Here is a 13,298-nt window from a genome sequence, read left to right as displayed (position 1 = left end):
ACGGGCTGGACAGCGGGCGCCTCACCCGGAGCATGCCCCTCTCACCTGCTGTGAGGTCGCGTGACAGTCACCATCGACCGGCCAGGTCGTGCCGGGTCCGGTGCTCACCAGAACGCGGTTTTCCGGTCGGGGCCCGCCGCTCCGGTCCGCACGCTGCTGGACATCCTCACCGAGACGACTCGGCTGCACCCCGGTGCGCCCGCGATCGACGACGGCACCCGCGTGCTCAGCTACCGCGAACTCGCCGAGGAGATCGACGTGGTGCGCGGCAAGCTGGCCGCGGCGGGCATCGGCGCGGGTGACCGCGTCGGTGTGCGCGTGTCCTCGGGGACCACGGAGCTCTACGTCGCCGTGCTGGCCGTCCTCGCCTCGGGATGCGCCTACGTCCCGGTCGACGCCGACGACCCTCAGGAGCGTGCCGACCTGGTGTTCGGTGAGGCCGGGGTGTGCGCCGTTCTCGGTGAGGCGGGGGCGCTCACCATGCTCGGCTCACCACGCGGCGTGGCGTTCTCCGGGCAGGAAGCACCGTTGCCGGGCGATGACGCGTGGATCATCTTCACGTCGGGCTCGACCGGAACGCCGAAGGGTGTCGCGGTGACCCATGCGGCTGCCGCCGCGTTCGTCGACGCCGAGGCGGGGCTGTTCCTCGCGGCCGACCCGCTCGGGCCGGGGGACAGGGTGCTCGCCGGGCTTTCGGTCGCCTTCGACGCCTCGTGCGAGGAGATGTGGCTTGCCTGGCGCAACGGAGCCTGCCTCGTACCCGCACCGCGCTCGCTGGTGAGAACGGGGGTCGACCTCGGGCCATGGCTGGTGGCCAAGCGGATCACGGTCGTGTCGACCGTGCCGACGCTGGCCGCGCTGTGGCCGGGCGAGGCACTCGACCGGGTCCGGCTGCTGATCTTCGGTGGTGAGGCGTGCCCGGCGGAACTGGCCGAGCGGGTCGCGGCGCCGGGTCGCGAGGTATGGAACACCTACGGCCCCACCGAGGCCACCGTGGTGGCGACCGCGGCGAAGCTCACCGGATCGGGGCCGGTGCGCATCGGGCTCCCGCTCGCGGGCTGGCAGCTCGCCGTCGTCGGCGAGAACGGCGAACCGGTCGCCATGGGGGAGACCGGAGAGCTGGTCATCGGCGGTGCCGGTCTGGCAAGGTATCTCGACCCCGCCAAGGACGAGGAGAAGTTCGCGCCGTTGGCTTCGCTGGGCTGGCCGAGGGCCTACCGCAGCGGTGACCTGGTGCGCGCCGAACCGGAGGGGCTGCTGTTTCTCGGCAGGGCCGACGAGCAGATCAAACTCGGCGGGAGACGGATCGAGCTCGGCGAGGTCGACGCCGCGCTGGCCGCCCTGCCGGGCGTAGCCGGAGCCGCCGCGGCCGTGCGCACCACCGCGGCGGGCAACCAGGTGCTCGTCGGCTACGTCGTGCCGAAGGGTCCCGGCTTTGAAAGGGACGCCGCGATGGCCTCGTTGCGCGGCGAGCTTCCCGCCGCGCTCGTTCCCGTGCTTGCCGTCGTCGCCGAACTGCCGACGCGTACTTCCGGCAAGGTGGACAGGGCCGCGCTGCCATGGCCTCCACCCTCGGTGGAAGGTGCGGCGGAACCAGCGCTGAGCGCGACGCAAGCCTGGCTCGCCGAGAGCTGGGAGGACGTACTCGGGGTGCGGGCCGAGGGCCCGGGCGCCGACTTCTTCCGCGACGGCGGGGGCAGCCTCACCGCCGCACAGTTCGTCGCCCGCGTCAGAGCCAGGTACCCGGCCGTCTCGGTGACCGACGTCTACCGCACGCCGACTCTCGGCGCGCTGGCAGCCAAGATCGACACGCTCGACGCGGGGAGCACGGTCGCCAGAAAGGTGCGGCCAGTCGGCACCAAGGCCAAGTGTGTTCAGCTGGCGCTGCTGCTGCCGTTGCTGACGTTGCCAGGTCTGCGGTGGGCCACCGGAGCCGCCGTGGTGTCCACCGTGCTGGGCGCCTGGTTCGGTCTCGGCTGGGCGCCGGTCACGCCGGTGTGGGTGCTGGTGCTCGCCTGGCTCGTGCTGTTCAGCCCGCTCGGAAGGATCGCCGTCTCCTCGGCCGGCGCACGGTTGCTGTTGCGCGGCCTGCGGCCTGGCAGCTACCCGCGTGGTGGTGGCGTGCACCTGAGACTGTGGGCGGCGCAGTCGCTGGCCGACCTCAGCGGCGCGACGGAGGTGGCAGGCGCGGCCTGGACGACGCACTACGCGAGGGCGCTCGGTGCCAAGGTCGGCGCGGACGTCGACCTGCACGCGCCGCCTCCGGTCACCGGCATGCTCAAACTCGGGAAGGGCGCCGCCGTCGAACCCGAAACGGACCTGCGCGGGTACTGGGTCGACGGTGATCTCGTCCATATCGGAGAGATCAGGATCGGTTCCGGCGCGAGGATCGGCGCCCGCAGCACGTTGCTTCCGGGTACGCGGGTCGGCAAGGCGGCCGAGATCGCCGCCGGTTCCACGGTGAGCGGTGCCGTGCCCTCCGGACGGCGCTGGGCCGGTTCGCCGGGAAGCAGACAGCCGAGGGACAGCGCGCGGTGGCCTGCCGAACACGCGCCGAGGTCGGCGCGCTGGGCCTTCGGTTACGCGGCGAGTTCCGTCGTGCTCGGCCTGCTTCCGCTGCTGGCCGCCGTCCCCGCGCTGCTGGTGCTCGGCGCCGCGGTGAGTGGAACCGGGAGCCTCGCCGGTGCGCTCGGCTCGGCGTTGCTCGCCGTGCCCTTCGCGACACTGGCCTACCTGTGTGGTTACGCGCTGCTCGTGCTCGCCGGGGTGCGGGCGCTGAGTATCGGCATCCGCGCGGGACACCACCCCGTGCACGGCAGGGTCGCCTGGCGGGTGTGGGCGACGGAACGGCTCATGGACTCGGCGAGGGTCGCGCTCTTTCCCTTGTACGCCAGCCTGTTCACCCCGGTGTGGCTGCGGCTGCTCGGCGCGAAGGTCGGCAAGGGGGTCGAGGCTTCGACGGTGCTGGCGCTGCCGTCCATGACCAAGATCGCGGCTGGCGCCTTCCTCGCCGACGACACGATGGTCGCGACCTACGAGCTCGGCAAGGGCTGGCTGCACGTCGGTCCGGCCAGGATCGGCAAGAACGCCTTCCTCGGCAATTCGGGAATGGCGGCGCCGGGCCGCACGGTGCCCAAGCGCGGGCTGGTCGGGGTGCTCTCCTCGGCGCCTGCGAAGGCGAAGAAGGGATCCTCGTGGCTGGGGATGCCGCCGATGCCGTTGCGCAGGGCGGTCGAGACCGCCGACACCAGCCGCACCTTCGCCCCTCCCGCGAGGCTGAGGGCGGCGAGAGCCGCCGTCGAGCTGTGCAGGGTCGTTCCCGTCATGTGTTCCTTCGCGATGACCGTGCTCGTCGTCGCCGCGCTGATCGCGCTCGCCGACGCCACCGCGCCGTGGGTCGCCGCGCTGGCCTCCGCCGGGGTGCTGCTCGTCGCTGGAACGGTCGCCGCCGCCCTGACGAGCGCCGTGAAATGGTTGCTGGTAGGCAGGTTCCGGCCGCGTGAACGTCCACTGTGGAGCTCGTTCGTGTGGAGGGCCGAACTCGCCGACACGTTCGTCGAGGTGCTGGCCGTTCCCTGGTTCGCGGGCGCGGCGGCGGGGACGCCGCTGCTGCCGGCGTGGCTGCGCACGATGGGGGCCTCGGTCGGCAAGGGCGCCTGGCTGGAGACCTACTGGCTGCCGGAGGCCGATCTGGTGCGCATCGGCGACGGCGCGGCGGTGAATCGCGGCTGCGTGGTCCAGACACACCTTTTCCACGACCGGATCATGAGCATGGACACGGTGCGGCTCGGTGAGGGAGCCACCCTCGGCCCGCACGGTATCGTGCTGCCCGGCGCGAGCATCGGCGCGCGCACCACCGTCGGCCCCGGTTCGCTGGTGACGAGGGGTGACGCGGTGCCGCCTGACTCGCGCTGGCTGGGCAACCCGATCGCGGCCTGGCCGAGCAAGCCTGGAGGACGCCGAGCGTGACCGATTCGCCTTCCCCCGGCGCCGACACCTCGGGGGACAGCTACCTGCCCTCGCACGGCAACGGCGGATACCGGGTGCGGCACTACGATCTCGACCTCGACTACCGGCTCGTGGCCAACCGGCTCGCCGGCACGGTGACGATCACCGCCGTCGCGACGGCGACGTTGTCGAGGTTCAGCCTCGACCTTTCCGGCTTCAAGATCGGCAGGGTGCTCGTCGACCAGCGGCAGGCCCGGTATTCCCAGCGCCCCGGGAAACTGACCGTGCGCCCCGCCCGCGCCATTCCCTCCGGTGCCGAATTCACCGTGACCGTCAGGTACTCGGGCAATCCCCGGCCGGTCGGCACCGCGTACTGGGGTGAGGTCGGCTGGGACGAGCTCGCCGACGGGGCCATCGTCGCGAGCCAGCCGGTCGGCGCCCCTTCGTGGTTTCCCTGCGACGACCGGCCTTCGGCGAAGGCGAGCTACCGGCTCGCGCTGACCACGTCGTCGGCGTACTCGGTGCTCGCCACGGGCGACCTGGTCTCGGTTCGCAGGGCGGCGAGCACCACGACCTGGGTCTACGAGCGCCGGGAGCCGACTGCCAGCTACCTCATGGGCGTGTACATCGGCCGCTACGCCGAGCTGCGGTTCGGGGACAGGGTCAGGGTGGCCGTTCCCGCGCGGCTGCGGGAGAAGGCCGGTGCCGACTTCGCGCGGCAGGCGGAGATGCTTTCCTTGCTGAGCCGGTACTTCGGTCCCTATCCCTTTGCCGAGTACGTCGTCGTGGTCACCGACGACGAGCTGGACGATCCGATCGAAGCGCAGGGGATGGCGGTGTTCGGAGCCAACCACGTCGACGGCACCGGCGGAGCCGAACGGCTCGCGGTGCACGAGCTGGCGCACCAGTGGTTCGGCAACAGCCTCACCGTCGCGGACTGGCGGCACATCTGGCTCAACGAGGGATTCGCGACCTACGCGGAGTGGCTGTGGTCGGCGGAAACGGGCGGCCCCTCCGCCGAAGCGCTGGCCCGGCGCTGGCACAGGGTGCTGTCCGGGCGGGCGGCCGAGCCGAGCATCGGCGACCCCGGCGTGGCGAACATGTTCGACGAGCGCGTCTACAAGGGCGGGGCGCTGACGCTGCACGCGCTGCGCGGGGAACTCGGCGACGCGACGTTCTTCGCGTTGTTGCGCGACTGGGCGGACACCTACCGGCACGGCACGGTCACCACGGAGGCGTTCGTCGCGCTCGCCGAGACACACGCGGGCCGCGCCTTGGACCGCTTCTTCGCGGCCTGGCTGACCGGCCCCGCCCTGCCCCCGTTGCCGTAACCGCAGTAACCGCGCGAGTCCCCCGTCCAGGACGCCGAGTTCCGCACTCGGGACGCCGAGTTCCGCGTCCAGGGCCGCGAGTTCCGCGCTCGCGCGCCGTCGCCCGTCAGGCAGGGCGCAGCGTGCACCTGGCGAGGCGGACGATCTGCTCGACGACATCCTCAAGCGAGCGCCCTTCCGGGGACCTCGACCACTCGTAGCCGAGTTCCCGCATGGCGCCGAGCAACGCGAGCGCGCCCCACCGCACGTCCTGACTGTCGGGATCGGACCACTGCGCTTCGGCGCAGTACAGCGCGACCCAGCGTTCCCGCCAGCGGAGCCGGTGCCGCTCGACCTCTTCATCGACCCCCATGATCTCCACATAGGACAGTCGAGCCGTCCGGGGATCGGTCCCGATGACGGTGAGGTAGGCGGTCGCCGAAGCCGCGATCCTGCGGTCGAACGGTTCGCCCGCCGTCGCGGCGAGTGCGGTCGTCACCGCCGAAAGGAGTTGCCGCGAGACACGGTCGTGGACGGTTGTCAGCAATGCCGCGCGACTGGGAAATTCCTCGTAGAAATTGCGAGTGGACACTCCAGCAGCCGCGCACACCCGTTCGATGGAGGTCGCCGGGTATCCGGCTTCGCCGAAGAGGGCGAGCGCGGAGTCCAGCAGCCGTTGCCGACGCTCGGCGCGGCGAGCCTCGGCCGAACGACCGGCGTAGAACCGCCCTGGCACAGGCCAAGGCTAGAGCAGCGGAGCCCGCAATGGGACCTCGACGAGATCGGGGGAGCCCGCGGGCGACCCCGCGTCGACCCAGTAGCCGAGCCGTTCCGGGGTGAACAATTCGTCGATGACCATGAACGCCGCGCCGACGAGACCGGCCCTGTCGCTCAGCGTGGATCTGGTAAGCCGCAGCTCGCGCGTGGCGAGAGGCAGCGAACGACGGTAGACCGATTCGCGGACGGCGGCGAGCAGCAGATCGCCGGCGCCCGCGACCCCGCCGCCGATGATGACCAGCGCCGGGTTGTAAAAACTGACGAGCGTGGCGAGCAGGTTGCCGACGAGCCTGCCCGCTCTGGTGAGCAATTCGACGGACGTGCGGTCGCCGCTTTGTGCCGCTCTCGACAGATCGGCGGCGGTGACCGCGCCGTTCTCGGCGAGGACGGCGGCGAGGAATTCGCTGCGGCCTTCCTCCGCGGCGGCGAGCCCGTCCCTCGCGAGTGCCGCTCCTCCCGCGTACGCCTCAAGGCAACCGGTGTTGCCGCACCGGCAGACGACGGTGGCCTCGTCGGCGACAGCGGCATGACCGATGTCGCCGGCGCACCCTTGGCTCCCGCGATGGATGTGACCGCCCGAGATCAGCCCCGCGCCGATGCCGGTCCCCATCTTGATGTAGAGGATGTCGCGTTGTCCTTTGGCCGAACCGGCGCGCAATTCGCCAAGCGCCATCGTGTTCACTTCGTTGTCGACCCACACCGGGGCCGAGTACTTGGCCGCGATTCGGTCGCGCACAGGGTAGCCGTCCCAGCCGGGCATGATGGGCGGCGCGCTCGGCCGTCCTTTCGCGAACTCCACCGGGCCGGGAAGCCCGATGCCGACACCCCACACGGAAGGTTCGGCGCCGGTCGTGGCGCGCACCTCGTCGAGCAGCACCTCGAAGAGAGACTCGACCAGGTCCAGCACCGGTTCGGGACCGAGCGCAATGTCGGTGTTCTCCTCGCGCTCGGCGAGCACGTTGCCGGAAAGATCGGTGACCCCGACGACGATGCTCGTGGCTCCCAGCTCCGCCGCGAGCACGACCCCCGCGCCCGCGCGAAACCGCAGTTCCCTCGGTGCCCTTCCGCCGCTGGAAGGACCCAGCGCGCCCTCTTCGAGCAGACCGCGTTCGGCGAGCTGATTGACGCGCTGGGTGACCACGGTGCGGCCGAGACCCGACCTTCTGCTCAGCTCCGGCCTGGTCCTCGCGGTGCCGGAGCGCACGAGGTCGAGCACGACGGCGAGGCTGTCGATGTAGTCCGGAGCCAGCCCACCGGGGCCGCGAGTCTGCGAAGCCTGCACCTCGTCATCTTCCACCATGCGGCGGGGCGGGGCCGAATGACGTGGCCGTATCCCCGCCGGGCACGTTGTCCCGGTGTGATGGGATGGAATACGCGTCCCGGAATGTTGGTAGTGCTGTACGGGTTGCCGCTTCAGGGACATCGAGCGCGCGACAAGAGCTACAGGAGGTTTCACCGTGGTGCCGGATCCGGAGGAGCTGTACGAGGTGGACTCGGACGTTCCCGTGCTCGACGGTGCGGTGCTGCTGTACCACCTGGACGGTTTCATCGACGCGGGTTCGGCAGGCGGCGCGGTGGCCGAGCATCTGGTTGACCAATTGCGGGGCGAGGTGGTCGCACGATTCGATGTCGACCGGCTCATCGACTACCGCTCGCGCAGGCCGCCGATGTCGTACGCGGGCGACCACTGGGAGTCCTACGAGGCGCCGGAACTGGTCGTGCGGTTGCTGCACGACCACAACGCGACTCCGTTCCTGCTGCTGACAGGCCCCGAGCCGGACCGGGAGTGGGAGCGGTTCACCGCGGCGGTCCGCGGTCTCGTCGAGCGCTGGCAGGTCCGCCTGAGCGTCAACTTCCACGGCATCCCCATGGGTGTTCCGCACACCCGGCCGCTCGGGGTGACGGCGCACGGAACCCGGTCCGAACTGGTGTCGGGCTACCGGCCGGTGTTCAGTCAGATGCAGATTCCCGGCAGCGCCGCCTCGTTGCTGGAGTGGCGGCTCGGCCAAGCGGGACACGACGCCGTCGGTTTCGCCGCGCACGTCCCGCACTACCTCGCGCAGGCCACGTATCCCGCCGCGGGGCTGGCCCTGCTCGACTCGATCGAGCGGGCGACGGGGCTGAACCTGCCAGGCGAGCAGCTGCGGGACGCGGCGGCTCGCACCGACGTCGAGGTCGACCGCCAGGTGCGCGAGTCGGAGGAGGTCGCCGACGTCGTGCGGGCGCTTGAGCGGCAGTACGACACGTTCACCGCGGCCAGCTCCGAGGACAATCTGCTCGCGGGGGATGCCGAGATGCCGACCGCCGACGAGCTGGCGAGTCAGTTCGAGCGGTTCCTCGCCGAGCAGCGGGGACGCAACGATCCCAACGAACCCTGAGTCCGCTGGGTCCATTTCGGACTCACGGTGACGGTTTGACGCTGACCGGGGTCGTGAGTACCCGGTCAGCGCCCGCCTCGCGGACCGGCCCGGTGAGTTCGAACGACGCCGCGCACGGAAGGTCGAGTGCCGAACGGCCGACGAAGACCTCGATGGTTCCCGGCTCGACGATCCGCCGCAGATCGGTGCCCGTGAACGCGGTCCGATCCGCGTGCACGGCGAAGGTGACCTCCGCGCCCTTTCCCGAGGCCAGCTCCACTCTCGCGAATCCGGCCAGCTGGCGCACCGGCCGCGTCACCTGGGCGCAGGGATCGCGGAGATAGAGCTGAACCACCTCGGCTCCGGCGCGGTCACCGACGTTGCGGATTTCGACGGTGACGCGGATCAGCCCCGCCGTCGAGATGGTCGTGCTGTCGAGGCGCGGCGGTCCGTAGTGGAATTCGGTGTAGGAAAGCCCGTGCCCGAACGGAAACAGCGGACTCGGGTCGAGGTTGCTGATGCCCTCGCTGTTGCCGCCGAGCCGAGGTTGCAGGTAGGTCCCCGGCTGCCCTCCCGGCAGCCTCGGCACCTGCACGGGCAGCCTGCCCGAAGGCGAGATCCGGCCGGAGACGACGCCGGCGATCGCCTCCGCTCCTCGTTGCCCCGGCAGGAAAGCCTGAATCAGCGCGGCGGCCCTTTCATAGTCGCCGAGCGCATAGGGGCGGCCCGACACCACGACGACCACGACCGGGGTTCCCGTGTCTAGCAGTGCGCGCAGCAGGTCGTGCTGAACCCCTGGCAGCCGGAGGTCGGCGACGTCGCAGCCCTCGCCGGAGGTGCCCTCGCCGAACATGCCCGGCTTGTCGCCGACGACCGCGACGCACAACCGCGCGCTCTCGGCGAGCGCGACCGCCTCGGCGATTCCCGACCGGTCTGGCTCGGCGACCGGGCAGCCAGGTGCCGTCGTGATCGTGGCCTCCGGCAGTTCCGTTCGCAGCGCGGCTACCACGGTCGGCACCGAGATCCCCGGATCCAGGTCCGGATAGCGGGGCAGCACGTGGTTGGGATAGGAGTAGCAACCCAGCAGCGGCAGTGCCTCGTCGGCACAGGGGCCCACGACGGCGATCGCCGTGCCCTCGGGCTGTTGCGCGAGCGGGAGGGTGCCGTCGTTGGCCAGCAACACCACCGATTTCTCGGCGACGTCGAGGGCGAGTGCCCTGTTGTGCGGGGAATCGAGATCCGCTTCCGGGTCCACGGCGGACTCGGGAATCCACCCCGGATCGAGGAGTCCGAGGCGCGCTTTGTGTTCGAGCAGACGAAGTACCGACCTGTCGACGGCGGCGGCGACCTCGTCGTCGGACCGCGCGAGTTCGACGAGTTCCTTGCCGAAGCACACGCGTTCGGGAAGCTCGACGTCCACTCCGGACAGCAGCGCGCTCGCACCGGCCGTGCCCTTGCCGTCGGCGATCCCGTGCATGGTTTGCAGAAACGGAATGGACCAGTAGTCGGAGACGACGACGCCGCCGAATCCCCACTCCTCGCGCAGAATTCCGGTCAGCAGCGCGGAATTCGCCGCGGCGGGCACGCCGTCGAGGTCGACGTAGGCGTTCATCACCGACCCCGCCTCCGCCTCCCGGATGGCCATCTCGAACGGGGGGAGCAGGATGTCCCGCAGCTCGCGCGGGCCGATCGACACCGGGGCGTGATTGCGCGCGGCCCGGGAAGCGGAGTAGCCGGCGAAATGCTTGACGGTGGCGGTGATTCCCTCGTGCTGGATCCCGCGCACGTAGGCAGCGCCGAGCATCGCGACGAGATAGGGATCCTCGCCGAGCGTTTCCTCGACCCGGCCCCAGCGGTAGTCGCGCACCACGTCGAGCACGGGGGAAAGTCCCTGATGTACGCCGACCGACCGCAGGTCCCTCCCGATCGCCGAGGCCACCCGCTCGATGAGACCGGCGTCGAAGGTCGCCGCCATGGCAAGCGGCGTCGGGTAGACGGTCGCGCCGTAGGTCGCGAAGCCGGTGAGACATTCCTCGTGCACGATGGCCGGGATGCCGAGGCGGGTGTTGTCGACGATGTCCCGCTGTAGCGCGACGATCCGCGCGGTGCCCTCGGCGACGGTGCGGGGCACGGTGCCGAAGACCCTGGTCAGGTGGCCGAGTCCGTGTTCCCTGGCCTCGTCGTATCCCGCACCGTCGGCGCCGCCGGCGAAGACGTCCTGCATGGGCGCCACGTTGCCGCTCACCGCGTCGTTGCCTGGCCACGCGCTGCCGAGTTGCGCGACCTTCTCGGTCAGCGTCAGCAGTGGCAGCAGCGCCTCGGCGCGCCGCGCGGGCGAGGCGGCCGGATCTTGCCAGCGCGGCCGGGTCATCGCTGCCCCGCCCGCGCGGTCGAGTCCCTGACGACGAGGTGCGTCGCCAGTTCGACGTGGTGGGCGTCGAGCGTCTCACCGGCCGCGAGCCGCAGCAGGGTGCGCAGCGCGACCCTGCCCATGTCCGGCAACGGCTGGCGGACGACGGTGAGCGCGGGGGTCGCCAGTGTCGCGAGGATGGTGTCGTCGAAACCCACGACGCTGAGGTCCTGCGGTACGCGCAGTCCCAGCCTGCGGGCAGCCTCGACGACGCCGAGCGCGGTCGCGTCGCTCGCGGCGAAGATCGCGGTCGGCGGATCGTCCAGCTCCAGCAGGCGCCGTCCCATCTCCAGCCCCTCTGGGTAGCCGAAAGCGCCGTGCAGCACCAGTTCCGGTTCACCGGACAGTCCCGCCTTCTCCAGCGCGGCCCGGTATCCGTGCAGTCTTGCCTGCCCGCACGAGGCCCGTTCCGGACCGCCTGCGAAGCCGATTCTCTTGTGCCCCAGCGAAAGCAGGTGCTCGGTCGCGGTCAGCCCGCCGGACCAGTTGGTGGCACCGACACTCGTCACCTCGACCCTCGGCAGGTTCAGCGGGTCGATCACCACGAGCGGAAGCCCGGCGTCAGCGAAGCTCTCGACCTGGGCGAGATTCAGTTCGGAGGTGACCACGATCAGGCCCTCTCTTCCCGCGGCCTTGAGCCGGTTGGCCCAGCCCGTCGCGGGCGCGTCGGCGTCGTCGGGGCGTGGCACGGTGCCGACGACGACGTCGACGCCGGCCTTGGCGCCGGCTTCGGTGACCCCGCGCAGTACCTCAAGCGAGTACGGGCTGACGAGTTCGTCGAAGACGAGATCGACGGACCTCGCCGGGGTGATCGCGCGCCTGCCCACTGGCTGCACGTAGCCGAGTTCGCGTACGGCGTCCTCGACGCGCGCTCTCGTCGCCGAGGCGACATCGCCCCTGCCGTTGAGGACTTTCGACGCCGTGGGCAGCGAAACGCCCGCGACCTCCGCGACCATGGCCAGCGTCGCGCGCTTCGCGCCCACGGCCCCCGCCCCTCCTGGCAATCCGGCCACCCTCAACCTCCATCAGTTCGCGCGAATGTTGTTGCCGAAAGATTTCTGCTCACTATAACCATAAGATTCCAGAAAGCACCTTCTTGACGTGCACTTGTCGTTCTCTCTATGGTCCTCACACACCATAGTGTTTCCGAAAACTTTCGGACCCTTCGACGAGGAAGGCGTGTCATGGCACTGGGTAAGCGATCGAGAGCGTTGCTCGCCGCGGGGGCCGCCGTGGTTCTCGCCCTTGTCACCGCGTGCGGAACCAGCGGACCCGGTGCCGGTGCCGGTACCTCGGCGTGGGCACTCACCGGGGGCGACGAGCAGACCATCCGCGGTTCGTTCGAATCGTGGAACAACGACAACGCCGATTCCGCCGTCACGGTGGAGTTCTTCGCCAACGACGCCTACAAGCAGAAGATCCGCACGTCGATCGGAGCGGGAGACGCGCCGACGCTCATCTTCGGCTGGGGCGGGGGAACACTGCGTTCCTGGGTGCAGGCAGGAAAAGTGGCCGACCTTTCCGCATACGCGAACGAGGATCCCCAGTTCACCGGCCGGTTCCTCGAATCCGTGCTGAAGACCGGAATGGTCGGCGGCAAGACCTACGCGGTGCCGAACAACGGGATGCAGCCGGTGTTGCTCTACTACAACAAGGAACTCTTCGACCGGGTCGGCGCCCAGCCGCCGAAGACGTGGGACGACCTGATGCGGCTCGTTCCCGTCTTCACCGAAGCGGGCATCGCGCCGTTCTCGATGGGAGGGCAGAGCAAGTGGCCGCAACTCATGTGGGCGGAATACCTCGTCGACCGCATCGGAGGTCCTGAGGTATTCGAGGCGATCGCGGCGAACGAACCGGACTCCTGGTCACACCCCGCGATTCTGCGATCGGCCGAAATGATCCAGGAACTCGTCGACAGCGGGGGATTCGTCAAGGGCTTCAATTCGATCGCCACCGACAACGGCGCGGACGCGGCACTGCTCTACACGGGCAAGGCGGCGATGTACCTGATGGGTTCGTGGGCCTATCCCACGATCAAGCAGGCAGCGCCGGAGTTCATCGAGTCCGGCAACCTCGGGTACACGACCTTCCCCACGGTCGAGGGAGGAGCCGGAAACCCCGCCGACATCGTCGGCAACCCCGCGAACTTCTGGGCCGTTTCCGCCGAGGCGACCGACGAGCAACGGCAGGCCGCGGTGTCCTACCTCAAGGACGGCCTGATGTCGGATTCCTATGTGGACACGTTGCTTGCCAACGGTTCCGTTCCGCCGGTCACCGGAATCGAGAGCAAGCTCGCCGGCAGTGACGCGCCGGAATACCTTTCCTACGTCTACGATCTGGCGGCCGAGGCGCCGAGCTTCCAGCTTTCCTGGGATCAGGCGCTCACCCCGAAACAGGCCGACGCGCTGCTGAACAACCTCGATCAGCTCTTCGGCAAACAGATCACGCCCCAGCAGTTCGCGGCCAACATGAACAAGACCATCGAACAGCCGTGAA

General features: G+C 70.0%; 8 protein-coding genes. 4 read left to right on the top strand and 4 right to left on the bottom strand.

Features of this window, described 5'->3' with window-relative positions; all coding sequences use genetic code 11:
* Positions 1-60: 60 nt before the first annotated feature.
* Together BAY61_RS21220 and BAY61_RS21215 are read left to right on the top strand one after the other, a co-directional pair.
* Positions 61-3,969: a Pls/PosA family non-ribosomal peptide synthetase gene (locus tag BAY61_RS21220; RefSeq protein ID WP_091810174.1), complete on the top strand. Its 3,909-nt coding sequence runs from the start codon at positions 61-63 to the stop codon at positions 3,967-3,969.
* On the top strand, positions 3,966-5,279 hold the full coding sequence (locus tag BAY61_RS21215; RefSeq protein WP_091810172.1) for a M1 family metallopeptidase: 1,314 nt from the start codon (positions 3,966-3,968) through the stop codon (positions 5,277-5,279). The genes BAY61_RS21220 and BAY61_RS21215 overlap by 4 nt, the downstream gene beginning before the upstream one ends.
* Before the next feature lie 106 nt (positions 5,280-5,385).
* Here the strand turns inward: BAY61_RS21215 and BAY61_RS21210 are convergent, their stop codons facing one another.
* Both BAY61_RS21210 and BAY61_RS21205 read right to left on the bottom strand, forming a co-directional pair.
* Entirely contained in the window at positions 5,386-5,994 is a 609-nt protein-coding gene (locus BAY61_RS21210; protein WP_091810170.1) for a TetR/AcrR family transcriptional regulator, read from the bottom strand.
* 9 nt (positions 5,995-6,003) lie between these two features.
* Complete coding sequence (locus tag BAY61_RS21205) at positions 6,004-7,335, bottom strand: ROK family protein (protein ID WP_091810168.1); 1,332 nt, start codon at positions 7,333-7,335, stop codon at positions 6,004-6,006.
* Positions 7,336-7,492: 157 nt separating this feature from the next.
* On the opposite strand from BAY61_RS21205, the gene BAY61_RS21200 reads away from it, so the two are divergent.
* A complete protein-coding gene (locus tag BAY61_RS21200; RefSeq protein ID WP_091810166.1) occupies positions 7,493-8,413 on the top strand; it encodes a proteasome assembly chaperone family protein in 921 nt (306 codons plus the stop codon).
* A gap of 22 nt (positions 8,414-8,435) precedes the next feature.
* Here the strand turns inward: BAY61_RS21200 and BAY61_RS21195 are convergent, their stop codons facing one another.
* Positions 8,436-10,763 (bottom strand): glycoside hydrolase family 3 N-terminal domain-containing protein, encoded by a 2,328-nt coding sequence (locus BAY61_RS21195; protein WP_091810164.1) that lies wholly within the window; start codon positions 10,761-10,763, stop codon positions 8,436-8,438.
* Positions 10,760-11,758: a LacI family DNA-binding transcriptional regulator gene (locus BAY61_RS21190; protein ID WP_176879888.1), complete on the bottom strand. Its 999-nt coding sequence runs from the start codon at positions 11,756-11,758 to the stop codon at positions 10,760-10,762. The genes BAY61_RS21195 and BAY61_RS21190 overlap by 4 nt, the downstream gene beginning before the upstream one ends.
* A gap of 228 nt (positions 11,759-11,986) precedes the next feature.
* On the opposite strand from BAY61_RS21190, the gene BAY61_RS21185 reads away from it, so the two are divergent.
* On the top strand, positions 11,987-13,297 hold the full coding sequence (locus BAY61_RS21185) for an extracellular solute-binding protein (protein ID WP_091810162.1): 1,311 nt from the start codon (positions 11,987-11,989) through the stop codon (positions 13,295-13,297).
* The last annotated feature ends 1 nt before the right edge of the window (position 13,298 follow it).

Source organism: Prauserella marina (assembly GCF_002240355.1).
Classification (GTDB): domain Bacteria; phylum Actinomycetota; class Actinomycetes; order Mycobacteriales; family Pseudonocardiaceae; genus Prauserella_A; species Prauserella_A marina.
The sequence above is the reverse complement of the archived record's forward strand: the minus strand, read 5'-3'. Positions and strand labels throughout refer to the sequence as shown.